The sequence below is a fragment of the Sorangium sp. So ce176 genome (genome assembly GCF_051519835.1).
Lineage (GTDB): Bacteria > Myxococcota_A > Polyangia > Polyangiales > Polyangiaceae > Sorangium > Sorangium cellulosum_G.
In genome coordinates, this window is sequence record NZ_CP150371.1 from 1,854,381 (window position 1) to 1,880,758 (window position 26,378).

The 26,378-nt window shown below is 73.1% G+C and carries 18 protein-coding genes; 9 read left to right on the plus strand and 9 right to left on the minus strand.

The annotated features are described in order from the left end of the window. Positions 1-74: 74 nt before the first annotated feature. On the plus strand, positions 75-1,025 hold the full coding sequence (locus WMF42_RS07060; protein ID WP_437691054.1) for a LysR substrate-binding domain-containing protein: 951 nt from the start codon (positions 75-77) through the stop codon (positions 1,023-1,025). Between the two features lie 30 nt (positions 1,026-1,055). On the opposite strand, the gene WMF42_RS07065 is transcribed toward WMF42_RS07060, so the two are convergent. From WMF42_RS07065 to WMF42_RS07080, 4 genes are all read right to left on the minus strand, one after another. Continuing rightward, the gene (locus WMF42_RS07065) at positions 1,056-3,170 is read right to left on the minus strand and encodes a substrate-binding domain-containing protein (protein ID WP_437691056.1); all 2,115 of its coding nucleotides are present in this window, start codon (positions 3,168-3,170) and stop codon (positions 1,056-1,058) included. A gap of 287 nt (positions 3,171-3,457) precedes the next feature. Further along, positions 3,458-4,123: a hypothetical protein gene (locus WMF42_RS07070; RefSeq protein ID WP_437691057.1), complete on the minus strand. Its 666-nt coding sequence runs from the start codon at positions 4,121-4,123 to the stop codon at positions 3,458-3,460. Positions 4,124-4,207: 84 nt separating this feature from the next. After that, positions 4,208-5,437, minus strand: coding sequence for a hypothetical protein (locus WMF42_RS07075; RefSeq protein WP_437691059.1), 1,230 nt, complete (start codon positions 5,435-5,437; stop codon positions 4,208-4,210). 200 nt (positions 5,438-5,637) lie between these two features. Then, positions 5,638-10,635, minus strand: coding sequence for a sigma 54-interacting transcriptional regulator (locus WMF42_RS07080; protein ID WP_437691061.1), 4,998 nt, complete (start codon positions 10,633-10,635; stop codon positions 5,638-5,640). A 99-nt stretch (positions 10,636-10,734) separates the two neighbouring features. Between WMF42_RS07080 and WMF42_RS07085 the strand changes: the two genes are divergently transcribed. The 5 genes from WMF42_RS07085 to speB all read left to right on the plus strand — a co-directional run bounded on the left by WMF42_RS07085 (position 10,735) and on the right by speB (position 17,667). Continuing rightward, positions 10,735-11,427, plus strand: coding sequence for a hypothetical protein (locus tag WMF42_RS07085; RefSeq protein WP_437694221.1), 693 nt, complete (start codon positions 10,735-10,737; stop codon positions 11,425-11,427). 106 nt (positions 11,428-11,533) lie between these two features. After that, on the plus strand, positions 11,534-12,217 hold the full coding sequence (locus tag WMF42_RS07090; RefSeq protein WP_437691063.1) for a hypothetical protein: 684 nt from the start codon (positions 11,534-11,536) through the stop codon (positions 12,215-12,217). A 208-nt stretch (positions 12,218-12,425) separates the two neighbouring features. After that, entirely contained in the window at positions 12,426-14,552 is a 2,127-nt protein-coding gene (locus WMF42_RS07095) for a substrate-binding domain-containing protein (protein ID WP_437691064.1), read from the plus strand. Then, a complete protein-coding gene (locus tag WMF42_RS07100) occupies positions 14,549-16,669 on the plus strand; it encodes a substrate-binding domain-containing protein (RefSeq protein ID WP_437691066.1) in 2,121 nt (706 codons plus the stop codon). Before WMF42_RS07095 ends, WMF42_RS07100 begins: the two co-directional genes overlap by 4 nt. Positions 16,670-16,686: 17 nt before the next feature. Continuing rightward, positions 16,687-17,667, plus strand: coding sequence for an agmatinase (gene speB, locus WMF42_RS07105; protein WP_437691068.1), 981 nt, complete (start codon positions 16,687-16,689; stop codon positions 17,665-17,667). A 326-nt stretch (positions 17,668-17,993) separates the two neighbouring features. Here the strand turns inward: speB and WMF42_RS07110 are convergent, their stop codons facing one another. The 3 genes from WMF42_RS07110 to nrfH form a co-directional block, all read right to left on the minus strand. Then, positions 17,994-19,262, minus strand: coding sequence for a M28 family peptidase (locus WMF42_RS07110; RefSeq protein WP_233562670.1), 1,269 nt, complete (start codon positions 19,260-19,262; stop codon positions 17,994-17,996). A 410-nt stretch (positions 19,263-19,672) separates the two neighbouring features. After that, on the minus strand, positions 19,673-21,193 hold the full coding sequence (locus tag WMF42_RS07115) for an ammonia-forming cytochrome c nitrite reductase subunit c552 (protein ID WP_437691071.1): 1,521 nt from the start codon (positions 21,191-21,193) through the stop codon (positions 19,673-19,675). Positions 21,194-21,223: 30 nt separating this feature from the next. After that, positions 21,224-21,778 carry a cytochrome c nitrite reductase small subunit gene (gene nrfH, locus WMF42_RS07120; protein WP_081427096.1) on the minus strand — a complete coding sequence of 185 codons (555 nt, stop codon included), beginning with the start codon at positions 21,776-21,778 and terminating at the stop codon, positions 21,224-21,226. A 331-nt stretch (positions 21,779-22,109) separates the two neighbouring features. Here nrfH and WMF42_RS07125 point away from each other — a divergent pair, with 331 nt between their 5' ends. Both WMF42_RS07125 and WMF42_RS07130 read left to right on the plus strand, forming a co-directional pair. Further along, the gene (locus WMF42_RS07125) at positions 22,110-23,354 is read left to right on the plus strand and encodes an MFS transporter (RefSeq protein WP_061613101.1); all 1,245 of its coding nucleotides are present in this window, start codon (positions 22,110-22,112) and stop codon (positions 23,352-23,354) included. Positions 23,355-23,476: 122 nt separating this feature from the next. Further along, positions 23,477-24,013 carry a hypothetical protein gene (locus WMF42_RS07130; RefSeq protein WP_061613100.1) on the plus strand — a complete coding sequence of 179 codons (537 nt, stop codon included), beginning with the start codon at positions 23,477-23,479 and terminating at the stop codon, positions 24,011-24,013. A gap of 12 nt (positions 24,014-24,025) precedes the next feature. Here WMF42_RS07130 and WMF42_RS07135 read toward each other — a convergent pair whose 3' ends face one another. After that, the gene (locus tag WMF42_RS07135) at positions 24,026-24,550 is read right to left on the minus strand and encodes a hypothetical protein (RefSeq protein WP_437691074.1); all 525 of its coding nucleotides are present in this window, start codon (positions 24,548-24,550) and stop codon (positions 24,026-24,028) included. 234 nt (positions 24,551-24,784) lie between these two features. On the opposite strand from WMF42_RS07135, the gene WMF42_RS07140 reads away from it, so the two are divergent. Continuing rightward, positions 24,785-25,216: a VOC family protein gene (locus WMF42_RS07140; protein ID WP_437691076.1), complete on the plus strand. Its 432-nt coding sequence runs from the start codon at positions 24,785-24,787 to the stop codon at positions 25,214-25,216. A 114-nt stretch (positions 25,217-25,330) separates the two neighbouring features. Here WMF42_RS07140 and WMF42_RS07145 read toward each other — a convergent pair whose 3' ends face one another. After that, positions 25,331-26,377 (minus strand): alpha/beta hydrolase, encoded by a 1,047-nt coding sequence (locus WMF42_RS07145; RefSeq protein ID WP_437691078.1) that lies wholly within the window; start codon positions 26,375-26,377, stop codon positions 25,331-25,333. Position 26,378: the final 1 nt, after the last annotated feature.

Sequence of the window (26,378 nt, forward strand, 5' to 3'; positions counted from 1 at the left end):
GGCAGGCTCCGCTTTTAGGGTGCCCCAGACGTTCGTCCAATCTATTATTTCGTATCACACGATACCTTCAAGGTATGGATCTACGCCACCTCCGGTACTTCACGGCCGTCGCCGAGGAGCGGCATTTCGGCCGCGCGGCGCGGCGGCTGGGCATCGCGCAGCCCCCGCTGAGCCGGCAGATCCAGGATCTCGAGTCCGAGCTCGGGTTCTCGCTGTTCGACCGCTCGCGGCGGCGCGTCGAGCTGACGCCCGCCGGCGCTGTGCTCCTCGCCCACGTGCGGCGGGTCTTCGACGCGATCGAGCTCGCGGTGCACGAGGCCCGGCGCGCGAGCGTCGGCGAGACCGGGCGGCTCGTCGTCGGGTACCTGTCGTCGCTCGCCTACAGCGGCATCACCGAGCTGGTTCGCGGCTTTCGCACGGAGTTCCCGTCGGTGGAGCTCGCGCTGCGCGAGATGGCGCCGCAGGAGCAGATCGAGGCGCTCAAGGACGGGCGCATCGACGTCGGCTTCGTGAGGGCGCCGCTCGACGACGCCAGGCTCGCCTCCGAGCGCGTGCGGCGCGAGCCGCTCGTGGTCGCCCTGCCGGCCGATCACGCGCTCGCCGCGCGCAAGCGCATCCCGCTCGAGCTCCTGTCGCGCGAGCCGTTCGTCGTGTTCCCGCGCCAGCGCGGGGCGGCCTTCTTCGACCTCGTGATGGGGCTCTGCCGCGAGGCGGGCTTCTCGCCGCGCGTCGTGCAGGAGGCGCTGCACCTCGACATCCTGAGCCTTGTGGCGGCGGGCTTCGGCGTCTCCATCCTGCCGGAATCCATCAAGAACATCCGGCGCTCGGGGCTCGCGCTGCGGCCGATCGTGGGCGCGCCGTCGACCGACCTCCTCATCGCCTGGCGCGCCGACGACGCCTCGCCCACGCTCGGGCAGTTCCTTGCGTTCGTGCGGCGCGTCGGCGTCGACAAGCCGCGCGCCGCGCGCCGCGCCGCGCGCCGCGCCCACGGAGCGGCCGAGGCGCGGCCGGGGACCGAGGAGTAGAGGCGCCGCGCGCTCCGCCGAGGTGCCTCTCTAGCCGCGCTTCGCCCGGCGCTGGCGCAGCGCCGAGAGCGCCCTGCCGAGGGTCGAGTGGAGCGTCATGCCCTCGAGGTCGACGCCGAGCTGGGTGAAGCCCTGCGCTACCTGCGGCCGCATGCCCACCACGATGACCTCGGCGCCGAGCAGGACGGCGGCGCGCGCCGTCTTCATCAGCGACTCGGCGACCTGCATGTCGGCGAAGGGCACGCCGGTGATATCCATCAGCAGGACGTCGGCTTCCTGGCGGCTGATCTCCGTGAGCACCACCTCGAGCACCTGGCGCGCGCGCCCGAGGTCGATGGCGCCGACGAGCGGCACGAGCAGCACCCCGCCGTCGAGGGGGATGACCGGGCACCCGAGCCGGCGCACGGCGTCGGCCAGGGCGCGCTCGCGCTCGTAGGCGGCGCGCGTCTGCCGCTCCTGCTCGACGAGCGACGAGATGAGCGACGCGCGCTCGAACGCCGCGGTGAGCATCGCCACCCACACGGCCATGTCCCGGTGATCGAGCCCGAGCGGGCTGCTCACCGGAGCGCAGACAGCCATCACGCCGCGATCCTCGTCCTCGCTGCGGAGCGGGATGAGCCGGAGCACATGGTCGCCGTCGTACTGGACCGCGGCGGGCAGCCAGTCGCCGCGCGGGAACTCCGCCGCGGCGACGCGCGTGCCCGGCGCCGGCGAGGCGGCCTTGTCGCCGGGGCAGGAGCTCTCGACGATCCGCAGCACGGGGCCGGCGTCTTCCGGCGCCTCCCACACGGCGAGGCAGCCCCAGCTCATCTGCACGGCGGAGAGCCAGCTCAGCTTGCTCCCGCCGCCGCCCGCGTGCTCCAGCAGCGTCTCCCGGATGACGAGGTTGATGTCGAGAAGGCCGTTCAGGTAGTCGGCGCGCGCCGTCTCGACAGCCACCCGGCTCCGCATCATGGCGCGCCGGGCCTCCCGGACGTACGCCGCGACGCGCGCCGCGGCGGCGGCGTCGGCCGCGCCGGCGAGCATCGTCTGGCCTGCTCGCTCCAGCCTGTCGACCATCGCGAGGAGCAGGTCGATGTCCGGCATCTGCTCCACGGCCTCTCGCCACGCCCGCTCCAGCGCCGCCGCAGCGGGGCCGGGCCGGCCCTGGACGGCGGCCTGGAGCCCGAGGACCACCTCCGTCACCCCGGGCCAGGCGTCCGCTTCCGAGGGCGGCGCCGCGCTCCGGTCGAGCGTCGTCGAGAAGCTCGCGAGGGCGACCAGGTCCCGGGCCAGCGCGTCGGCCTCGCCGGCGGCGCCCCCGGGCGGCGCCGGCTCTGCCTGCGCCAGCGCGGGCGAGCAGCCGCAGGAGCGGCGCACGACCAGGGTCGTCGGCCCGATGTGCCCCGCGCTCGGGACATCCCGGCCGGCGAGCCGATCGATGAGGAGCTGGGCGGCGGTGCTGCCGAGCCAGTCGAACTGCTGGCGGACGGTGGTGAGCGGCGGGGAGGCGTACCTGGCCGCCTCGATGTCGTCGAAGCCGACGAGGGCCATGTCCTCGGGGACGCGGACGCCTGCCTCGGAGAGGGCGTCGAGGGCGCCGAGCGCCCCCTGGTCGGTGGCCATGAACAGCGCGGTGCAGGAAAGCCCCGCCTCGAAGACGCGCTGTACGGCGAACCGCCCGCTCGCCCTCTCGTTGCTCGGAAGCTCGATGACGAGGGCGGGATCGAAAGCAATCCCGCCCTCGTCCAGCGCGTCCCTGTACGCCTGGAAGCGCTGCCTGATGTCGTCATGGGCCATGTGGCCCGCGAAGAGGATCCGCCGGTGGCCGTGCTGGATCAGGTGACGGACGGCCGCCAGGGCGCCGCCGTGGTTGTCGGGCAAGACGTGGGGGCAGCGCGCGTCTCTCGCGCAGGTGCTTAGGGTCACGACCGGCCGGCCGTCGTCGAGGAAGCGCTCGATATCCGTGGGATCGATCAGGGCGATCCACCCGTCGATCTGGTCTCGCGCGAGCTTCAGCTCGTGGACGTAGCGCGGGGACGCCTTGATGGCGATCACCCGGTATCCGGCGCGCCCGGCGGCCGACTGGATACCGCCGAGGAGCTCGCAGAAATACGTGCCCCAGATGTCGGGGCACATGATGCCGATGGCTCTGTCGAGCGACATGGTGGCAGGATCCTCGGTGGTCCTCGGCGCCAGGGTCACGCCGCGCCGGGGTCACAAACACACAAATCTAGCATGGGATATGCGCGCGGTCACCCCCACCCGGCCCGGCGGCGCGCGCGCGTCGGCTTCTCCGGTCATCAGAGCAATGCATATCTCCGGACGGCGGCGGAGCCTACTCTTCTGCGCCCTTCGGGTCGGGCGTCAGCCACTCCCGTCGTTCCGGCGTTTGCGCAGCGCCTTGGCCAGGCGCGCCGCGCCGCGCGCGTTGTGTGGCGCCTCGCCGGGGCTCACGCGCCGTGCGGCGGGCGCTGATCGGCGTCGCTCGCGAACGGGAGCGCCTGCTGCTCGACGACCACCCGCCCCCTGCGCTTCGCCCGGCGCGGCGCACCGGCCTCGGCCGGCTCGTTCTCGGGCCGCTCGGCTGCCTGCTCCGTTGCCCGTCGGGCGTGTCGCTCGGTCGCCCGCTGGGTCGCCCGCTCGGCGCAGCGCGGGCACACGGCCGGCGGCGGCTCGCCCGGCTCGGGCGACGCGGCGGCGGGCGGGGGCGGCGCGGGGGGCTCCGGCGCCGCCTCGGGCTGCGGCGGCTCGACCGGCTCCGGCTCGGCCCTCTCCAGCTCGGCGCGGCCGCGCGCGTGCTCGGCGGCCACCAGGGCGCGGAGGGCGCGGGCCGCGGCCCGGTGCTCGGCGGCGGCCCGGCGCAGGCGCGCGACGAGCTCGAGCGCCGCCCGCGAGGGCGCCTGGAAGCGGGCGCGCTCGCTGTGCGCGCAGCCGTCGTGCCCGCCGCCGCCGCTGCTGCCGCAGTCGACGCAGATCCGATCGAGCGAGAGCGGCCCGCCCCCGGAGGAGAACGCCTCGTCCGCCGCGGTGTCGTCGGGCGGGAACGCGTCGACCGGATCCTCGGACGGCGGCAGCTCTTCGACGACGACGGCGGCGGCGGCCTTGCGGGAGCGCATGCACGTCGGCTAGCAGATGAATGAACGGATGTACAGTGCTGGCCTGCGCGCGATCGCGAGGCGACAGCTCGCCGCAGGGTCAGCTCAGGGGCACGCTGTCTCGTCGCTCGCGGTGCCGCACTCGAGCGGGCCGGCGGCGATGGACTCGAACTGGTTCGTGCACCACGCCGCCGTGTCGCACTCTCCGCTGGCCTTGATCGCTGTCCCCTCGCTGTGCCGGAACACGCTGTTCGTGATCCGGGCCGACGGCGGCACCCAGAGCAAGGTCGGCTCGTTCGAGCCCAGGCAGCCCTGACCGTTGCCGCCATACTCGATGACGGCGTGATCGATCGTCGGCGTGAGATCGCTCGCGCTGCTGTAGACCACGCACCCCCAGTCCCCGGCCTGCGGCTCCGGGTGAGCCGACGTGATCACCACGGGCTCTTCCTCGGTGCCGGCGAGGTTCAGCGTGGCGCCGAACGCATCGATGCTGCCGCCGGTGAGCTCGATCCGCGTCCCCGCCTCGATGGTGACCTCGCTGTCCGGGTTGATCTGGAAGCCCGCCGCGCGGAACGGCACGGCCTGCTTGCGCCACGTGCCGTCCGCCTCCAGGGAGAACTTGCTGTCGATCTCGATGAAGTCGTCCGCGTCAGAGAACGTGTTCGGCGCCCCGAGGCTCAGCACCTGCTTGAGCGCCACGTTGATCGACGCCTCGCCGTTGCGAGAGAACGTGTTCTGCTCGAACGCGCGCACGCCGGCGTCGGGCCCGATGAGGATGCCGTGATGCTGGCTGTCCTCGACAGTGACCTGCGCGATCCTGCGCACCGGCGCCATCACCACGAGGGTCGCCTCGGGGTTCGCTCCCGTCGCCGCGCAGGGCTGCCCGCCGTGCGCGAACGTCGCGTGTTCGAGCTCGGAGGCCGCGGCCCCGTTGCCCAAATAGACGCACTGCCAGTCGCCCGGCGCGGGCGAGTCCGCCGCCGACCTGAAGACGATGGGGTCGTCCTCGGTGCCCCTGGCGACCAGGGTCGAGCCGCTCTCGCTGCCCAGCGACAGGTAACCCGACGGCTCGACGAGGACCGTTGTTCCCGGGGCGATTGTCAGCGTTGCGCCTCCCACCGTGGTGCGATCGAGGCGCACGCACCCGGGACCGACGGCCGTGTCCGTATCGATGATCTCGGGCAGGAGCTCGCACTCGCCGCCGCCGCCGGTCGTGGTGCCCGTCGCGGCGGTGCCGCCAGCGCCCGAGGACGTCGTGTCCTCACCGGACGAGCCGCAGGCGACAAGCGCGGCGGCGACAGAGGAAGAAACCAGAACAAGCAGGCGTGTTCGCATCGGTCGACTCCATATCTATCTCTCTCGTGACGAGGAGAGGATGAATGGGATGGATGGTTCGAGGACAGCCCGAAGAGCGTCAATCCCCGCGTGCTCTCCGGCCGGGAAGTGTGCGCGCGCAGCGGCTCGTCGGCGCACGTTAGCACACGGGCTCGCCCGCCCCGCCACCTCCCTCCCCGCGAGGTGGCGGGGGGTGACGCTCACGCCTGCCGCAGCAACCCGTAGCGCGCGAGCTTGCGGTAGAGCGTCGTCCTCGGGATCCCGAGGCTCCGCGACACCTCGCACACGTTCCAGCGGGCGAGATCGAGCGCGGCGCGGATCCGCTCCTCCTCGGCCTCCCGGTGCTCGGCGCGCGAGCGGCCCCGCGGCGCCGGGGCCGCCGGCGGGAGCTGGATGTCGGCCGGGCCGATCTCCGGGCCCGGCGCGAGCACGCACGCGCGCGCGAGCACGTTCTCGAGCTGCCTCACGTTGCCCGGCCAGCCGTACGACGTGAGCCGCCGGAGCGCGCCGCGGGACAGACGGAAGGCCGGGCGACCGTGGCGCGCCGCGAGCTTCTCGACGATCGCCTGCGCGATCGCCGGGATGTCGTCCGGCCGATCGCGCAGCGGCGGCAGGCGGATCTCGATGACGCTGACCCGGTAATAGAGATCCTCGCGGAAGCGCCCCCGCGCGACCTCCTCCCGCAGGTCGCGGTTCGTCGCGCAGACGATCCGCGCGTCGGTCACCGGGATGCTCCTGTCCGACCCGACAGGCCGGATCGTGCGCTCCTGGAGCGCGCGCAGCAGCTTCGCCTGCAGGGCGACAGGCATCTCGCCGAGCTCGTCGAGGAAGAGCGTCCCGCCCCGCGCGGCCAGGAACAGGCCGCCGTGGTCCCGGACGGCGCCGGTGAAGGCGCCCTTCACGTGGCCGAACAGCTCCGACTCGAGCAGCGCCTCGGGCAGCGCGGCGCAGTTGACCGCCACGAACGGCCCCTCCCGCCGGGGCCCGCCCGCGTGGAGGGCGCGCGCGACGAGCTCCTTGCCGGTGCCGCTCTCGCCCGTCACCGTGACCGTGACGTCGCTCTCCGCGACGCGCTCGCAGAGCGCGAGCACCGCGCGCATCGGGGCGCTCCTCCCGGCGATCTCCGGGAAATCGCGGCGGGCGTCGGCGCGGCTCCGCTCGAGCTCGTGCGAGAGCCGCTCGATCTCGTCCGCCTGCGAGCGCATGAGCTCCGCGACCCGGCGCTGCTCCTCCTCGAGGGCGCGCGTGCGGTCCCTGAGCTCGGCCATCAGCCGGCCGTTGTGCAGCGCGACGGCGATCTGGTCCGCGAAGGCGCCGAGCAGATCCGCGTCTCCTTCCGCGAACTTGCCGCGCTGGAACCGGTTGTCGAGGTAGACGGCGCCGAGCACCGCGCCGTGCGCGCGGATCGGCACGCACACGATCGACCGGAGCCGCAGGCCGTGCACGGACGCGTTCCCGTGGAACCGCTCGTCGGCCAGCGCGTCGACGGTGAGCACCGCCTCGCCGCGCTCGACAACCCGCTTCGCGATGCCGTGGCTGAACTTGAGCTGGCTCTTGCCCACGCGCTCGCGATCGAGGTTCCGCGCGACAGCGACCTCGAGCTTGACCTTCGCCCGCCCGTCCGGCGGGGTCGAGGCCGGCGACGGCGACGCGAGGATCACGAAGCCCCGCTCGGCGCCTGTCAGCTCGATCGCCGCGTCCATGGCGAGGCGGAGCACCTCCTCCGCGTCGAGCGTCGAGCTCAGGCGCCTGTTGATCTCGAGGAGCCTCAGCACGAGCTCCATGCGGGCGCCGCCCGCGCTCGCCGCCCGCGCGGGTCCGCCGCGGAGCGCGGCCCGCCGGGGGTGCCGCCAGAAGACCTCGGCGAGCTCCGCGGGGAGCGTGCTCCCGATGCGCTCCCAGCACTCGAGCGCGGCCGTGCGGTGCCGCTCGGCCAGCGCCGCCGCCGACCGGAGGCGGAGCACCTCGGCCGACACCTCCTCGTGCCGCGCGTGGAGCTCGAGCTGCGAGACCCGCGCCACGAGGCCCGCGCCCCGCTGGACCTCCGCGAACGCCGCGTCCGCGTCGCCGAGGGCCAGCGCGAGCTCCGCGCCCGCCGTCGCGTGGCGCAGCGCGAGATCCGCCGCGTCGGCCTCCCGGAGCAGCGCCGCGGCCTCGGCCAGCCGCGCGCCCGCCGCGGCCCCCTCCCGCGCGGCGAGCGCGATCTCCGCGGCGTGGAGCGCCGCCTCGCACGCCTCGCGCTTCGATCCGCGCGCCGCGTGGCCCGCGCGGGCCTGCTCGATCAGCCGCGCCGCCTCGCCGAGCGCGCCGCGCGCGGCGGCGATCTCCGCGGCGAGCCCGAGCGCCGCGACGGCGATCTCCTCGGGGACGGGGGCGCGCAGGTCGGGGACGGGCGCGCGCAGGCGGGCGACGCCGAGCTCGGCCCGCTCGAGCAGGCCGATGTCCGCGTGGAGCTTGGCGAGGTTGAAGCGCAGGGTCGCCTCGGTCCGCTCCTTGGCGAAGGCGATGGCGGCCCGCAGCCCGCGCTCGTAGCAGCGCAGCGCCGCGCCCCAGTCGCCGAGCTGGTGCCGCGCCGTCCCCAGGTTGAGCGCGGCCGTGGCGAGCAGGTCGCCGAGGCCCTCCGCCTCGGCCAGGTCGAGCGCCTCCTGGAACCCGCGCGCCGCGAGGGCCGTGTCGCCGGCGCGGTAGGCGTGGAGCGCGTGGTAGCTCAGCGCGCGGGCGCGGGCGCGGGGCGAGCCCGACGCCGGCCGCAGCGCGACGGCGCGCGCCAGGCTGCGGAGCGCCCCGGCCTTGTCGCTCAGGTACCCGAGCGCGAGGCCCAGCGTCTCGGCGAGCTCCGCGGCGGCCGACGCGGCCGCCTCGCCGGCCGGCGGCGCGGCGGCCTTGCCAGGAGGCAGCGCGGCCGCCTCGCCGGCCGGCAGCGCGGCCGCGGCCTCCGCGAGCGCGAGCGCGCCCTCGGCCTCGCGCCGCGCCTCGTCGTAGCGGCCGAGGCGCAGGAGGCAGCGCGCGGACAGGCTCGCGAGCCGCACGTCGACGGCGCCGCGCGACAGGGCGCGCGCGCGCTCGAGCTGCCGGAGCGCCCGCGCTACCTTGCCGAGCTTCTCGTAGCAGCGCGCCGCCCGGTACGAGAGCTCCGCGCCGGCGTCGGGCGGCGGCCCGCTCCGCCTCGCCCGCGCGAGCAGCGACAGCGCGCGCCGCGGGTCGCCGGCGGCCTCGACCGCGGACGCGGCGGCCACGAGCGTCCGCGCCGCCGGCAGGGCCGCGCAGGCGGCGTCCGCGGCGCGCACCCAGGCGCGCGGCGCCCACTCGAACATCGGCTCGGACGCGAGCAGCGCCCGCCGCGCCCCCTCGTGGTCGCCCGCCAGGGCGAGCGCCCGCGCCCTGTCCGCGGCGCGCTCGCTGCGGAGCGCCGGGGCGGTCGCCCCCTCGCCAGCGCCGCCGAGGTGCTCGGCCAGCGCCCGGGCGACCCCGCGCACCACCTCCGCGTCGAGGAGCGGCAAGAGCGCCCTCGCCTGCCCGGGCTGGCCCAGGCCGAAGCCCTCGCCGTCGAAGCGCGCGAGCCCCGCGGCCTCGAGCGCGTCGAGCGCCGCGCGCCCCACGCCGAGGGCCGCGGCGGCGTCGGGCCCGAGCCGGTCCGCGACGGCGAGCGCCGCGAGGGCGCGCGCCTCGTCGCGCGGGAGCGCGGCCACGCGGCGGCGCCAGAGCTCCGGCGTGCCCGTCGTGTGCACGAACCCGTCGAGCTCCGCCTCGCTCAGCCGGCGCTGCGCGAGCGCGGCGCAGAGCTCCTTGAGCGCCCGCGGGCGGCCGCCGCTCGCGCGCAGGAGGTCGGCGACGCGCGCCGCGGTGGCCAGCGGCGCCGTCCAGACCCGCACCGCGGCCTCGTCCAGCGGGCCCAGCGGGAGCTCGACCGCCGCGCCGCGGCGCACGTCGAGCCGGTCGAGCGGATCGGCGGAGGCGATGAGCCAGAGGAGGGCGTCGGTCGGCTCGGTGGCCCGCACGAGCGCCTCGAGCAGCGCCCTGTCGTGCGCGCCGAGCCGGTCGGCGTCGTCGATCGCGAGCACGCGCGGGCGGCGTGAAGGCGCCGGAGGGGGCGCCGCGCGGGGAGGGGCCGGCGCGTCGATCGACCCCGCCCGCGCCAGCTCGGCGCGGGCGCCGAGCAGCGCGTCGACGCCGGCCGGGAGCGAGGCGCGGCCGAGCGCGCGCAGCAGGAGCGCGCGGAGCGGGTCCTCGCCGCGCGGCGCGCCCTCGACGACCTCCGCGCAGAGCTGGGCGCGCCACTTGAGCTCGCGGAACAGCCGCGACTTGCCGGCGCCCTCCTCGCCCGTGATCACCACGGCGCGCGGCCCGCGCTCGCCCCGGAGCAGCGCCTCGAGCGCCGCGCCGAACGCCTCGACCTCGCGCTCCCGCCCCACGATCTCGCCCGGCTCGCTGACGACCGCGGGCGCGCGCCGCGGCAGCCCGCCGGCGGAGAGGGTCTCGAGGACCTCCTCGACGCCGGAGGGCCGGCTGGCCGGATCCTCCGCGGTGAGCCGCTCCGCGAGCCGGCGCGCGGCGGCGGGGGGCGCCCCGGCGAGGAGCGGGAACAGGTCCTCGAGCGTGCGCCCCACCGCGAAGAGGTCGGAGCGCGCGCTCGGCGGGGCGCCCTGGAGGAGCTCGGGCGCGAGGAACCGCGCCGTGCCCGCGAGGTCCCCCGCCGCTGCGCGCATCCGGCGCGCCGCGCTGAGGTCGATGAGCACGCCCGCGCCGTCGTCGCGCACGAGCACGTTGTCGGGCTTGAAGTCGCCGTGGACGATGCCCGCGCCGTGGAGCCAGCCGAGCGCGTCGAGCGCGTCGAGCAGGACGGGCAGGGCCGCGCGGAAGGCGCGCCCCCGGGCGTGCTCCGCGAGCGTCCGGCCCCGGATGAGCTCCGCCGTGGCGTACGTGAGCGGCGCGCCGCCGCAGGTCGTCCGGGCGAAGTCGTACGCGCGCGGCAGGCGCGGGTGGACGCACCCCGCCAGCAGCGAGAACTCGCGCCGGAACGCCTCGACAGCGCGCGCGCCGTCGAAGCCGCCGAAGCGCAGCGCCTTCAGCGCGACGTCGCGCTCGAAGAGGCGATCGCGCGCCTCGAAGACGGAGCCGAGCCCGCCGCGCCCGAGCGCGCGCACGACGTCGTAGCGGCCGTCGATCACGGCCCCTGGCGCAATGCGGGGCTGTACCATCGGTACAGAGTGGAACAGAACGGTACAAAAAAAGCGACCGGAGCCTCCGGAAATCCGGGCGAACGTGCTGGCACGGCTGTTGAACAGCCTGGCGGCGTGATGCGTGGGATCGCGGTCCTTCTGGCGGCGTGCGTGGCCGGGTGCGGGGTGAACCCGATCCCGGAGCCGCCGGCTGCGCCCGAGCTAGGCGACGTGAGCGGCGACCTCTGCATGGCGTGCGACACGTGGACCGTCGATCTCGCCGGCGGACCTGGCAGCGCGAGGAACGCCGACGAGGTCTGGGCGGTGAGCCTCGACAAGACAGCGCCGCCCGCGGTCGCCGAGGTCGGCGCCGACGGGAGCTTCGCCCTCCAGGTGGAGGCTGACCTGGGCGACGAGGTGCGCGTCCAGGCGCGGCGCGGCGAGCAGCGCTCCGCGCCGGCCGATCTCGTCGTCGCGCAGGGCGTCCTCGAGCGCGCGCCGCGCCCGCTCTCCGATTGCTTCGACGTCGCGCCGGAGCTCGAGCTGCCCGACACGGCGGCCGGCGAGGTGTCGGCCGCCGTCCTCCGCCTCGAGCACGGCTGCGCGGAGCCGCTCGTGATCGACGCGATCGCGCTCCGCGCGCCGTCCGCCGATGTCGGCGTGGAGGACGTGTCGGCCCCCGTGGTCCTGGCGCCCGGGGAGCCCCGCGACGTCCGCGTGGAGCTCCGGTCGAGCGCGCCTGGCCTGCGCGAGGAGGTGCTGCTCATCGAGGTGTCCTCTCCCGCGGCCACCCGGCGCGCGGTGACGTTGTTCGGGCGCGGTGTGCCCTGAGTCGACAGAAAGCTCACAGGCCCCCTCCTGGAGGCCCGGAAGGGGCGTCCAGAGGGGGCGCGTTCCCACGTCCAGCACTCTTGTGACAAGACCCATGGAGATGAACATGCGAGCACATATCTTGTGGATTCTCTCGGTGTCCGCGATCTTCGGACAGCTAGGTTGCGACCCCCAGGTGAGCGGCGGGGACTGCCCGGATCCGCGCGATCCGGAGGTCCGCTATGTCTCCCACGATCCGGAGGAGTGCGCCCGCATCGACTTCGATTGCTCCCCGCCGCAGACGCTGTTCTCCGACGAGTGCGGCTGCGGCTGTATCGGCCCCGAGGCGCCGTCCTGCCCCGACCCGGCCGACCCGGAGGTCCATTACGTGTCGCACGATCCGCGGGAGTGCGAGCTCCTCGATTTCGCGTGCTCCCCGCCGCAGACGCAGTTCGGCGGCGAGTGCGGCTGCGGCTGCATCGGCCCCGAGGCGCCGGCTTGCCCGGACCCGAGCGATCCGGACGTGCGCTATGTCTCCCGCGACATCGAGGAGTGCCACCTCATCGACTTCATCTGCGCGGAGAGCCAGACGCAGTTCGTCAACGAGTGCGGCTGCGGCTGCGTCGGCCCCGAGAAGCTGGCCTGTCCGGATCCGGGCGATCCGCGCGTGCATTACGTGTCCGACGATCCGGCCCGCTGCGCCGTCATGCTGTTCAGCTGCGACGAGGGGCAGACGGCCTTCACCGACGGGTGTGGCTGCGGCTGCCTCGATCCGAAGCTCCCCCTCGGGCACGCGCGTCAAGGCTCCTGACAGCGTCGCGCACGGCCACTCGAGGCGAGCGGCGGCGGCCGCGCTCGCACGCCCGTACAGGGTGAATCACATGCGCGCACCCGAGGCGCGCCGCGCCCTAGCGCGCGATCGCCGAGAGAGCCGGCCCGCTCCCATCAAAGTTCTCTGCTCGCTCCGTCGAGGCCGGTGATAGGCTCGCCCGAAGGGCGCGCGTGAGGACACGAACGGGATGAGGACGGGGCATGTCGAACAGCGCACCTCGCATGTGATCGGCGTCGCGTCGCTCTTCTGTGACAACTCCTTCAACGCCGCGGTGTTCGGCGGCATGCACCGCGCCGCACGGGTGCGCGGCTACCAGCTCCTCGTGTACTACGGGCCGCCCCGGACCGCCGCCGAGCGCGGGGTAGGGCTCCACCTTGTCGCCGGCTGGATCGCGATGTACTCCACCGACGGCCTGGAGGCGCTGATCTCCGGCGGGACGCCGGCCGTGATCTTCTGCGCGCCCGCGATCGACCCGCGCTGCCCGGTCGTGCGCGCGGAGAACCATGACTCGATCCGCCGGCTCGTGGATCACCTCGTCGGCCTCGGCCACCGCCGGATCGCGTACATCGGCAAGTCGACGTCGGGCGACTTCGTCGAGCGGGGCGCGGCGTTCGATGAGGCGATGAGCGCGCACGGGCTCGAGGCCGATCTCAACCTGCTCTCCAGCTTCCATGAATGCACGATCCTGCATGCCGAGCGGCGCCTCGGGGAGCTGCTCGATCGCGACGGCAAGTTCTGCGACGCGATCGTCGCGGGCAACGACGAGATGGCGATCGGCGCCCTCCGCGCGATCCAGGCGCGCGGCTACCGCGTGCCCGAGGACATCGCGGTGGTGGGGTTCGACGACATCAGCCTCGCGCAGCACTGCGATCCGCCGCTCACCACGGTGCGGCAGAGCCCCGAGCTGCTCGGGCGCATGGCCGTCGATCTGCTCGCCGATCTGCTCGACGGCCTCCCGCCTCCGCAGCCCGTGACGCGCGTCCCCGCCGAGCTGGTGGTGCGGCGCTCGTGCGGCAGCGCCGCGTGGGACGCCGGGCTGCTCGCGCCGGAGGAGCTCGACGCGCCGGGCGGCGACTGGCAGCGCGACATGTCCCGGCGGCTCGACGCCGTGCTCGCGGGGGCAGCGCTCTCGCCGTCGGGCGACAGGCCCCTCGTCTGGCCCGAGGCCGAGGTCATCGCGCGGGGGCTGGGCGCGGCGCTCGCCGGGGCGGAGACTCCGGAGGTGGCCGAGCTCGAGCGCGCCTTCGACAGCGCTGTCGAGCACAGCGACCGGATCGAGGTCCTCCTCGCCGTGGTGGGCCACATCGAGGACACCGCCGCCGGACGGCTCGCCGGCGCGCCCGCGCCGGACGCCGCGCGCCGGGTGGAGACGTTCCTCCACCGCGCGCGGCTCGCGCAGCAGCGGGCGCTCGCGGCGTCCGAGCGGCGCGGCGCGAGGAGCATCGAGCGGCTGGTCCGCGCCAACATGGCCATGGCCGGGCTCCTCGCTTCGAGGGAGATGTGGGCTGACGATCGCCTGGGCTGGCTGCGGCACACCTCCGTGCGCGTCGGTTGCCTCGCGATCCGGGCGGACGATCAGGGCCCGGGCGGGCCCGAGCTCATCATCGACAGCGTGCATACCAGCGAACCCGACACGGCCGCGCTCACGGGGTGCCGGTCACGGGCCGGCCTCTTCCCGCCGCCCGAGCTGTTCGAGGCCGCCTCGCCGGACGAGCCGAGCGGCTATCTCGTGCTGATCCCGATCGCGAGCGCGCAGCGCGACTGGGGGACGCTGGTGCTGGGAGGGCTGTTCACCGAGAGCTTCGCGGACAACCTCCAGCCGATGTCCATGTGGGTGTCGCTCCTTGTCGCGGCGTTCGAGCACCACGCCACGGAGACCGCGCTGCACGCGGAGCGCGACATGCTGGCCGCCGCGTACGAGCGCGAGCGCGCGCTGTCGAGCACGGTGCGGGAGCTCGGCTGTCCGGTGATACCGCTGCTCCCGGGGGTGCTGCTGATCTCGCTGATGGGCGCGATCGACGGGGCGAGGGCGCGGCAGATCATGGAAGCGGTGCTGTCGGGCGTGGCGCGGGAGGGCGCCCGGTGGGTGCTGCTCGACGTGACGGGCGTGCCGCTCGTCGACGCGGAGACCGCGGCGGCGCTGGTGCAGACGGCGCAGGCGACCCGGCTGCTCGGGGCGCGGGTGAGCCTGGTGGGCGTCGGGCCCAGGATGGCGCAGAGCATGGTCGAGCTCGGGATCGAGCTGCGCGGCATATCCATCTTCCAGTCGTTGGCCGCCGCGATACACCAGCTCACGAGGAGACAACCGGGATGATGGTGGGGTCTGTCGACCAGCGCACGTCGAATGTGATCGGGGTCGCCTCGGTATTCCTCGACAACTCCTTCAACGCCATGGCGTTCGCCGGCATGCACCGCGCCGCGCGCGAGCGCGGCTACCAGCTCCTCTTGAGCTACGGGTCGCCTCGGTCCATCGTCGAGCGCGGGGCGGCGCTCCGCCGGGTCGCGGGCTGGATCGCGATGTACACCATCGACGGCCTGGAGGAGCTGATCTCCGACGGGACGCCGGCCGTGATCTTCTGCGCGCCCTCGATGGGCGCGCGCTGCCCGGTCGTGCGCGCGGAGAACCGCGACTCGACCCTTCGCCTCATCGAGCACCTCATCGGCCTCGGCCGCCGCCGGATCGCCTATATCGGCAAGGCGTCGTCCGACGATTTCATCGAGCGGGGCGCGGCGTTCGATGAGGCGATGAGCGCGCGCGGGCTCGAGGCCGATCTCAACCTGCTCTCCAGCTTCCACGAGTGCTCGATCGTGTACACCGAGCAGCGCCTCAAGGAGCTGCTCGAGCGCTACGGCAAGCTCTGCGACGCGATCGTGGCGGGCAACGACGAGATGGCGATCGGCGCCATCCACGCGATCCGGGCGTGCGGCTACCGCGTGCCCGAGGACATCGCGGTGGTGGGGTTCGACGACATCAGCGCCGCGCAGCACTGCGATCCGCCGCTCACCACGATGCGGCAGGGCCCCGAGCTGCTCGGGCGCGTGGCCGTGGAGCGGATCATCGATCTCATCGAGGGCCGCGCCCCGGAGCAGCTCGTGACCCGCGTCCCCGCCGAGCTGGTGGTGCGGCGGTCGTGCGGCAGCCCAGCGTGGGAGGCCCTGCTGCCCGCGGAGGCGGCCGGCGAGGACCCGGGCGAGTGGCAGCGCGACCTGCTCCGGCGGATGAACGCCGTGCTCGAGGGGCCGACGCACCTGCAGCCCGGCGAGCGGTCCCCCGTCTGGCCCGAGGCCGAGGTGATATCGCGGGGGCTCGGCGCGGCGCTCGCCGGGGCGGAGATGCCGGAGGTCATCGAGCTCGAGCGCGCCTTCGCCGCCGCCGTCGCGTACAGCGACCGGATCGAGGTCCTCGTCGCGGTGGTGGGCCAGGTCGAGGAGGCCGCCGCGCGGCAGCTCGCCGGCGCGACGGCGCCGGACGTCGCGCGCCGGGTGAAGACGTTCCTCCACCGCGCGCGGCTCGCGCAGCAGCGGGCGCTCGCGGCGTCCGAGCGGCGCGGCGTGAGGAGCCTCGAGCGGCTGGTCCGCGCCAACATGGATATCAGCAGGCTCCTCTCGCCCGGGCAGGCGTGGTTCGACGAGCGCCTCCTGTGGCTGCGGCACACCGCCGTGCGCGTCGGGTGCCTCGCGCTCTGGGCGAACGATCGGGATCCCCACGAGCCCGAGCTCATCATCGACAGCGTGCACACCAGCGATCCCGGCGTGGCCGCGCTCGTGGGAAGCCGGTACCGGGCTGGCCTCTTCCCGCCGCCCGAGCTGCTCGCGGCCGCCTCGCCGGACGAGCCGAGCGGCTATCTCGTGATGGTCCCGCTCATGAACGGGCGGCGCGACTGGGGGGCGCTGGTGCTCGGCGGGCTGCACGTCGAGAGCTTCGCGGACAACCTCCAGCCGATGACCATGTGGGTGTCGCTCCTTGTCGCGGCGTTCGAGCGCCACGACATGGAGGCCGCGCTGCACGCGGAGCGCGACATGCTGGCCGCCGCGTACGAGCGCGAGCGCGCGCTGTCGAGCACGGTGCGGGAGCTCGGCTGTCCGGTGATACCGCTGCTCCCGGGGGTGCTGCTGATCTCGCTGATCGGCGCGATCGACGGGGCGAGGGCGCGGCAGATCATGGAATCGGTGCTGTCGGGCGTGGCGCGCGAGGGGGCGCGGTGGGTGCTGCTCGACGTGACGGGCGTGCCGCTCGTCGACGCGGAGACCGCGGCGGCGCTGGTGCAGACGGCGCAGGCGACCCGGCTGCTCGGGGCGCGGGTGAGCCTGGTGGGCGTCGGGCCCAGGATGGCGCAGAGTATGGTCGAGCTCGGGATCGAGCTGCGAGGGATATCCATCTTTCAGTCGCTGGCCGCCGCGATACACCAGCTCACGCGGCGTGCGGGCTGACAGGCGAGCGAGGCAACATGGCGATTCGTACCCGCGGCGACAATGCGTTCACGGCCCAGTCCCTCACCGGCGCCTCGTCCGAGCCGATGTACGCGGGCGCCCTCTCGTTCCTGCGCCGGAGGTACTCGCGCGATCTGACGGGCGTCGACGTCGCGGTCACCGGGCTGCCGCTCGACACGGCGACGTGCCACCGCCCCGGCGCGCGCTTCGGTCCCCGCGCCGTGCGGGAGGCGTCTGCCCAGCTCGCCTGGGATCGCCCGCACGGCTGCGAGTTCGACCCGCTCGAGCGGCTGGCTGTCGTCGATTACGGCGACTGCGCGTGGGATTACGCTCGGCCCATGGACGTCCCCGCCGCGATCGAGGCGCACATCGCCGGGATCCTCCGCGGCGGGGCCGCGCCGCTGTCGATCGGCGGCGACCATTTCATCACATTGCCCGTGCTGAGGGCGCTGCACAGGCAGCACGGCACGCTCTCGCTGATCCACTTCGACGCCCACTCGGACACGTGGGGCCGCGACGACGACGCGGGCAGGATCGATCACGGCACGATGTTCTTCCACGCCGCCCAGGAGGGCCTCGTCGATCCGGCCCTTTCGGTGCAGATCGGGATTCGCACGTACAACCCGGACACGCGCGGCTTCCAGATCCTCGACGCCCCCTGGATTCACCGGAACGGCGCCGCGGCCGTGATCCAGCGCGTCCGGGAGGTCGTCGGAGGGCGCAAGAAGGTGTACGTGACGTTCGACGTGGACTGCCTGGACCCCAGCTTCGCGCCCGGCACGGGCACCCCCGTCTGCGGCGGGATCAGCACCGCGACAGCGATCGAGATCCTGCGCGGGCTCGGGGGCATCGACGTTGTCGGCATGGACGTCGTCGAGGTCGCGCCGGCCTACGACCACGCGGGCATCACGGCGCTGGCCGGCGCGACCATCGCCTACGAGCACCTCATCCTGTACGCGCGCCGGCCGGGGGCATCGCCCAGCCTCCAGGGCGGCTGAGCTACCATGGTTGCAAGCGCCGATCTCACGAATGAAAGGCGTCGGGCGTTTGCCTCAGGGAAAACCCCGGGAAAGCCTCAAGGATGCCCCTGGCCCGCATCCTGCTAACTCGGTAGACCAGAGCGCCCGTGACGGCTTCCCCCCCCCCGCCGTCGAATGGGCGCTCTTTTTTTTGTCCTGTCACGGCCGCGGGCTCCTCGTGGCGCGCCGGGCTCCGGCCGGACTGGCCCGGCCTGCCAGCGCGCCCGCGCGTCCGAGCGATCGCCGCGCCAGGGAGGGCCTTGCGGAGCGTGGCCGCCGCTCGTCTGCTGAGCGGCGGCCTCTCGTTACCTGGTCAGGATGCTGGCCGCGGCGAGCCCGACGGCCTGGGTCAGGCGACGCATGTAGTCCCAGTTCAGGCGATCTACGGTGTCGCAGCGCGCGTGGTAGCAGGGGTTGCCGTCGCCGCCGAAGAAGTCCTGCGACACGGCGACGGCCGGCGCTCCGTAGCGCCAGAACGCCGCGTGATCGCTGCGGTTCGTGCAGGCCTCCACCCGGACGAGGCCGAGCCCCGCGCGCGTCGCCGCGGCCTCGACCGAGGCGCCGAGATCGGCCGAGGTGTTCTCGTCGCAGTGGATGATGTGATAGCGCCCGTCGTTGTTGGAGTCGTAGGCTGTCATCTCGAGGTCGAGGACGCCGACGACCTGCGCGAGCTCTCCGTTTCCGTCGAGCATGCGGGCATAGGCGTTCGATCCGAGGAGCCCGTCCTCTTCCTGGTCGAAGGCGACGATGCGGAGCCCGATGTTCAGGGGCGTGTCCTTCAGCGCGCGGGCGATGGCGAGCGACGACACGATGCCGGAGGCGTCGTCGTCGGCCCCGGCGTTGTTCACGGAGTCGTAGTGGGCCGAGAGGATGAGGACGCGTGACGGGTCGGCGCCGGCCCTGTCGGCTGTCACGTTGACGCCCTGGCTCCAGCCGCTGCGATAGGTGTGTTCCTGGACGTTGAACCCCAGCGCCTGGTACTGCTGTCGCAGCCATGTGCGGGCCAGCGAGCGCCCGTTCTCGGAGCCGCGCTCGCGGATGACGACCGACCTGCCCCCGAGCTTGACGGGCGTGGCGCCCGAGAGCTCCTTGAGCCGCGCCTCGAGGAACGCGGCGTCGATGGTGATGTCCGGTGTCTCTGCCTCGAACGCCGTGCGCTGCCCTTCCCGACCTGCCGCGCGCTGCCCTCGCGGCGCGCTCGACACGACCGTCTCGTGCTCAGCGATCGGCTCCGCGTACACGTGGTGCGACCCGAGCCAGTCGTGCGGCTCTCGCCCTGTCGGCACGGCGACGACGGCGAACCCGCCGAGGCGCGCTCTCTCTCCCGGGAGCGCGGCGTCGGGCAGCGGTCCCTCGACGAGGTGCAGCGAGGCGTCGTGCTCTTCCTTCAGCGCGATGCTCTGCCGGGCGCCGTCGACGGCGGCGCGGGTCGCGACGACCTGCCCTTGCGGCGTGGCGAGGCGGTTCAGGAACGTTGTGACGGTGTCCTTGCCCACCAGCGAGACATGAATCTCCTGAGTTGCCGGCGCGGTCGGATCTCCGTCGGCGCACGAGATCGAGAGCAGCGCAAACATCGCACATCCCGCGGCCGTGGCCCAGGAGCGATTACGGCGTATCGCCATGTCGTCTTCCCCTTCTGGCGCCACCCTACGGATCTCACCTCGAGGATCCAAGAACTATCTCGCGATGAGGCCGGCGCCGGATCACGCCATCGAATGGATGGAAGAACACAGAGTTGATTGTTGTCGCTGCCATTCATGGCCCCGCTCGTCGGGCCGGAGGCGTCCCGGGAAGAGGCCGCTCGTCCTGTTCGCGTGAATGGCGCGATCACCTGGCTGGAGCGCGAGTGGTTCGAGAGAACAGAGATATTGAACCACAGAGGCACAGAGGGCACAGAGGGAGAAAGATTTGAATCTCTCTCTCCCCCTCTGTGCCCTCTGTGCCCTCTGTGGTTAATCTCTCTTCTCTTCAGCCGAACGATGGTCTAGTGAGCGCCCGATGTGGGTGCTGCGGTCGCACTCGGCGCCGCCGGCACCGCGGATCCCGCCGGCGCCGCCGACCCTGCGGCCGCCGCAGGCGCCGCGATCGCGGCTCCGGGCGGCGCCCCGTCGCGGAGCGCGAGCTGCCCGCTGCGGCAGGTGTCGATCGCGGACGCGAGGATGCGCATCGCCTCCTGCGGGGCGTGGAAGCCGGACGAGTTCTCGGCCTCGGCGAAATCCAGGAAGAACTGGCACTTCCGCTGCGCCGCCCGCGCGCCCGCCAGCGCCTCGTCCGACATGCCCGCCTCCTTCGCCCGCTTGATGTCCCCGATCAGCGCCGTCACCGCGTCGAGCGCCCGGTTGCGCGTCTCGAAATGGCGCTCCTGGATCGTCTCCACCCGCTGCCGGAGCTCGTCCTCGGGCCACCTGTGGCACGTCTGGCACGCGCGGTTGATGTTGAGCAGCGGGCTCTGGATGTGGTGATCGCTCACCTTCGCCGCGCCCACCCGCTGGTACGGCATGTGGCAGTCCGCGCAAGCGACCCCGGAGCGGGCGTGGACGCCCTGATTCCACATCTCGAACTCCGGGTGCTGCGCCTTCAGCGCCTTCGCCCCCGACTCCGCGTGCGTCCAGTCCGCGTGGCCGTTCTCCTCGTAGTAGGCGTAGATCTCGTCGACCTTGATCCCCTTCGCCCACGGGTACACGAGCCGCTTCTCCGGCCCCTTGAAGTAATACTCCACGTGGCACTGGCCGCAGACGTACGAGCGCATCTCCTGGCGCGTGGCCATCGTGTTGACGTCGTAGTTCTCCTGGCCCTGCGACGCCTTGAGCGCGCGGATCCCCTCGAGGAACCCGGGCCGCGTCACCCGGAGCTGCATCGACTGCGGATCGTGGCAGTCGATGCACGAGACCGGGTGCGTCACGAGCTTGCGCGCCTCCGGGAACGGCATCTGGTTCATCGCCTCCCACCCGCGGATGAGGTCGCCGCCGCCGAGCTTCTTGTACGGCACGTACACGGAAGCGTGGCAGTGGATGCACGTCCCCGGCTGCTTCGTCGCGATTTGCCGCTCGGTGTACACCTGATCGTCGAGCATGTACGCGTGCCCGCGCTCCTCGCGGAAGTCGTGCGCGAACGCGTAGCCGGCCCACATCGTCTTCAGCCGACCGTCCTCCTCGAGCTTCGACTGCGCCACCACGCTGCGCGGATCGGCCTCGGTCGGCGTGCGCGGCACGGCCTCGCTCCCGCCGAAGCGCGTGCGCTTCTGGTCCACCGTGCGCCTGTAGCTGTCGTACTGGATGGGGAAGTTCTTCCCCCAGACAGCCGGGTCATCTATCGTGTCGTCAAGCTCGACGACGCGATAGAAAGGGTTCTTCGCCTCCTGCTTGTGCTCGAAGATGTTGACGAGCAGCGCGGCGAGCCCGCCGGTGGCCACCGCCGCGCCGATCGCGATCAGCGGCAGGTAGCGCCGGAGCGCCGGCCGCCGCGGGCTCTTGGTCGTGGATCCTTCGTCCATGGGCTCCGTCATCGTGGTCATCCCTAGAGCGGCGGGCGCGCCTCAGTGCAGGTGCCCCACCGATTGATGGCAGCGCACGCACGAGAGCGCGCCGCGGTGATCGCTGTCGCTCGCGTGCTCGCTGTCGATCGCGTGAACGATGTCGTCGTGGCACCCGCGACAGGCCCCCTCGGTGACGCGGAGGTTGCCCGGCTTTATCCGGATCGGGTCCGGGAAGCGCCCCGTCGTGAAGGCGAACGAGTGCCAGAATCCGTTCGTCGCCTTTGTGACATATTTCCCCACGGTCGTGTGGGGTGCATGGCAGTCGTTGCATCCTGCCACAGCGCGGTGGCTGGAGCGCTGCCACCCGTCGAACTGCTCGTTCATGATATGGCAGTTGGCGCACGCCGACGGGTCGTTCTGCAGGTACGACGCGCCCTTCGCGTACACGAAGGTGTACCCGCCCAGCCCCGCGGCGGCGCCGATCGCGACGCAGAGCACGAGGGGCAGGGCCCATGTCCAGCGCCACCCGGCGCGCGCGCGCTCGGGGGCGGCGGGCTCGCTCGGCGTGCTTCGCTGTACTTCCCCTTCTGCCTCGCGGTCCGCCTGACGGGTCATCGGTCGCCGCGCCGTGTGCAATTCAGGTGCCACGACGCGCCGGGCAGGAGCGGTGGGCGAGGGCGCGGCGATGTGACCGCGTCGCATCGACTCGGCGCGAGGCGCGCGCAGCGCGTGCGTCGAGGCGCGCGCAGCGCGTGCGTCGAGGCGCAGGTTCCGCGCCGCCGCGCGCGTCCGGCGGGGCGGCTGTTCCCGCCGCGACCCGGCTGCGCTAGTGAGCCTCGAGGAGACGCCCTCGTGAACGCCCCGCGCGATCTGCACGCCGGCTCGACCTCGACGCCGCCCGTTATCGCGTCGGCGAGCGCCCGCTCGGGCGGAGGGAACAGGAGACATGACGACAGCGGCCCCGGCCCCGAAGACGCCGTTCACGCCGTACCAGCGGCGGCTGTTCTGGTTCCTCAGCGTGGCCTCGTTCTTCGAGGGCTACGACTTCCTGGCGCTCACGCAGATCCTGCCGAACTTCGGCGAGGAGATGGGCCTCGCCGCCCGCCACGAGGGGCTCCTCGTCGGGTTCATCAACGCGGGGACGATGATCGCCTATCTGCTCGTGCGCAAGGCGGACGCGTGGGGCCGCCGGCGGGTGCTCACGGTCACCATCGCGGGGTACACGGTCCTCTCGGTGCTCACGGGGTTCGCGCCGAACGTCTATGTCTTCGCGGTCTTGCAGCTCCTCGCGCGCATCTTCCTCCTCGGGGAGTGGGCGGTCAGCATGGTGATCGCGGCCGAGGAGTACCCGAGCGACAGGCGCGGGATGGTGATCGGCGTCATCCAGGCGTTCTCGAGCCTTGGATCGATCGTGTGCGCCGGGGTCGTGCCGCTGCTCCTGACGACCTCGTACGGCTGGCGCAGCGTGTATTTCGTCGGCGGGATCCCGCTCTTGATCATGGCGGTGGCCCGCCGCGGCCTGCGCGAGACGGCGCGGTTCGAGCAGGCGGCGGCCGAGCGGCAGGGGGAGGGCGCGCAGCCGTTCACGCGCATCTGGCGTTCCCCGTACCGCGCGCGGATGCTGCAGCTCGCGCTGATCTGGGGTCTGACGTACGTTTGCACGCAGAACGCGGTGACGTTCTGGAAGACGTTCGCGCTGCGGGAGCGCGGCTTCACCGACGCCGAGGTGGGCGCCAGCATCACGTTCGCCGCGGTGGTCTCGATGCCGCTCATCTTCGTCTCGGGCAAGCTGCTCGACGTGGTGGGCCGCCGCAGGGGCGCGGTGATCCTCTATGTGCTGGCGGCGGCCGGGGTGCTCGGCGCCTATTCGCTGGGCACGCGCGCCGGGCTCACTGTCGCGCTGGTCTTCGCCATCTTCGGCGCGAGCGGCGTGTTGCCCGTGCTGAACGCGTACATGACCGAGCTCTTCCCGACGAACCTCCGGGGCGACGCGCTCGCCTGGTCCAACAACCTGCTCGGCCGGATCGGCTACATCCTCTCTCCGGTCGCCGTCGGCCTCGCCGCGGAGGAGATCGGCTGGGGACCTGCGGTGTCCCTGACATCGATCTTCCCGCTGCTCGCGCTGGCGCTCATCCTGTGGCTCCTGCCGGAGACGCGCGGCAAGGAGCTCGAGGAGACGGCGCGGGTGTAGGGGCGGTGGCCAGACGTCTGGCTGCGGATGGCCAGACGTCTGGCCGTGGATGGCCAGACGTCTGGCCGTGGATTGTCGGACGGCTCCGCGCGGCGCTCCAGGCGTGGTAGAAGGCGGCCCCCATGAGCAGGCTCTCCGAGCGCGCGTTTTCCGAGTTGGTCGAGGCGGGGTGTCCCTCGTGCGGGGGGCGAGAGCTGCACCTGCGCTCGTATGTCGACGCGCTCGTGCCGCTCATGGAGGGCGAGCCCGTCGGACCGGTCAAGTGGGTCTACAAGGGCGAGATGTTCGTCGACGGGCTGTACGAGATCGCGTGCGGCGCGTGCAAGCACCTCCTGTTCAAGGACGATCGCTGCCCGCGCTGCCACGACGAGGGCGGCCTCGCGCGCGGGCTCACGACGACCAACGCGTATCCTGTACCGGAGCGGTGCCCGCGGTGCGAGCACATCGAGGTGCGCTTCATCGCCTTCGTGCCAGCGCGCGTGAAGTACGAGGGAAAGCGCGCGGACAGGGCGCAGACGAGCGTCGAGCTGCACGACCCCGGGTTCCACGGCTACCGCGTCGACTGCAAGGACTGCGGCAAGGTCGCCGAGCGCGCGGACGCGTGCCCGATCTGCGAGAGCCCGGCGCCGATCCGGGCGCGCTTCAGCCAGTCCACCTGAGCAGACGCAACGCTACTCGCCGAACGCGAAATACGTCGCCGAGATCCTCCACACGCCGCCCTCCGCCACCGTCGATATCCTCCACGCCAGCGTGTGCTCCCCCGGCGCCCGCAGCGCCTCCGCGTCCCAGGTGAACGCCCCGTCCACCAGGATCGTGTGGTAGAACTCCTCTGCCGGTCCGACGCACCCGGACCCGGAATCGCCGCCCCCGTGGCCTGTCACGCGGTACTCGACGCGCGAGCTCACCGTCCCCTCGGGCACCTGCACGGCGAGCGGCCCCGGCCCGTCCGCGGTCGTCTGCGACCCGTTGAACAGCGGGATCACCGCCAGCACCTTCCGCTGCGGAGGCCCGGGCACCGCCTCGATCACGGCGCTCACGTTCCAGCCGCCGTTCGAGCCGCTCACTTGACCGCTCGCGTCGGACCACGTCGGGATCACCGCCCTCAGCCGGTGCTCGCCGGCGGCCAGCCCGTTCGCCACGTCCGTGATGTCCACCTCCAGGCGGAGCGGCCCCCCGAACGGCGTGATCGCGCGCACGAGCTCGATCCCTGGCGGCCCGATCCGCCGGCCCCTCCGGCCCCCGACTGCGTTCCTCCGGGCGGCCGTGCAGCGTCCTTCCCGCAGCCCCCCGCGATCGCCGCGGAGAGGAGCGCCCCGGCGAGGGCGCGTCGCGCGCAATGTGAACCCGACATGAGATCCTCCGGGTCATGCCTGGTGGAGAGTCTCCACCGTGGCCCGCGTGGGGCCTGCCGCGGTAGCATACGCCCCGCCATGACATTCCACGTCGATCATGTCGTCCTCTGGGTCGAGGATCCCCTCCGGGCGCTTGAATTTTACACCCAGGTAATCGGGCTCTCCAGCGTCCGCGCCGAGGAGTTCCGTGCGGGGAAGGCCCCGTTTCCGAGCGTCCGCCTGTCCGAGGTCTCGATCCTCGACCTCATGCCGATCGCCTCCGCCGAGTCCATCCGCAAGTACACAGGCGAGGTGAAGCCTTCCGCCGCCGGGCGGCCCATCAACCACGTCTGCTTCGCGATGACCCGCGACGATTTCCAGGCCCTGACCGCCAGGCTCACCGCCGCCAGCGTGGCGATGCACACGACGAGCAGCCCTTCGTTCGGCGCGCAGGGCTCCACCCTGCACTGGTTCTACTTCCAGGATCCGGACGGAAACACGCTCGAAGCGCGGTATTACGAAGAACTGTAGAGATCGAGCCGAGGGCGCGCCGCGGGCGCTGGCGAGGTCAGCCGGCGCCGGCGCCGTCGGCTCGACGTCCCACGTTGCCGTCGTGTCTCCTCTGTCGCCCGTCGCGCCGCCGCGTCACTCCGCCCGAATGAACGCCTCGAGCGCCTCGAGCACGCGCGGCACGACAGGCAGGCTCGGATCGCTGTACGCTGCGTTCTGCGATGCAGCCGAGAGCGTCGCGGCCTTGAGCGTGTGGCTCATCCCCTCGACAAGGACGAGCTCCGCGTCCGCCCGCGCCCTGGCGAGCAGCTCGGCGTCCTCGACCTTGACCTGGATGTCTGTCGTCCCTTGCATGATGAGGACCGGCGCCGCCAGGGCCTGGATCTCCGCCGCGGGGTCGTACTTCATCCACGAGATGACATACGGCTGCACGCTGGGTCGAAAGGCGCTCAGGAGCGACGCCGGCACGTCGTCCACGGGCTGTCCGAGCTCGAGCTTGTCGATGATCCCGTTCGCCGCCTCGAGCAGCGCCTCGTCCTGCTGGAGGGCGCTCGCGAGCTGCTCGCGCAGGACATCGCCGATGGGGCGCCCCGCGCCGGCGATCGAGACATGGCCGTCGATGTCGGTCCGCGCGGCCACCAGCATCCCGAGCAGCGATCCCTCGCTGTGCCCCACCACCGTGACGGTCGCGAACCGCCCGCCGCCGCGGAGCTTCTCCACCCACAGGGCGGCGTCGTCGGCGCCCATCTCGAAGCGCAGCTCCTGCTCCGCGCGGGGCGCCGCGGAGACGCTCGCGCCGATGCCGGCCTTGTCGTAGCGAATCGACGCGATGCCCCTGTCCCGGAGGCCCTCCGCAAGGAGCCTGTACGAGTCCGTGAGCAGCCCCGCGGCGGTCTGGTTGCCGTCCCTGTCCGTCGGCCCCGACCCGGGGATGATCACGACGGCGGGGAACGGCCCGCACCCGGCCGGCACCTCGAGCGTGCCCGCCAGCGCGCCGCGCGCGTTCTCCACCGTGACATCGACGCTGGCCGCCTCCGGACACGCGGGCGCGCCCGGAGACCCACCATCGCCCTCGCCGGCCCCGCAGCCCGCGCCGAGGAGCGGCCACGCGAGCGCGGCCGCGCAGGGAAGAGCAAAGCCGGCGCGGCGCGCCGAGCCCACGAGACGGGATCGCAACGACATG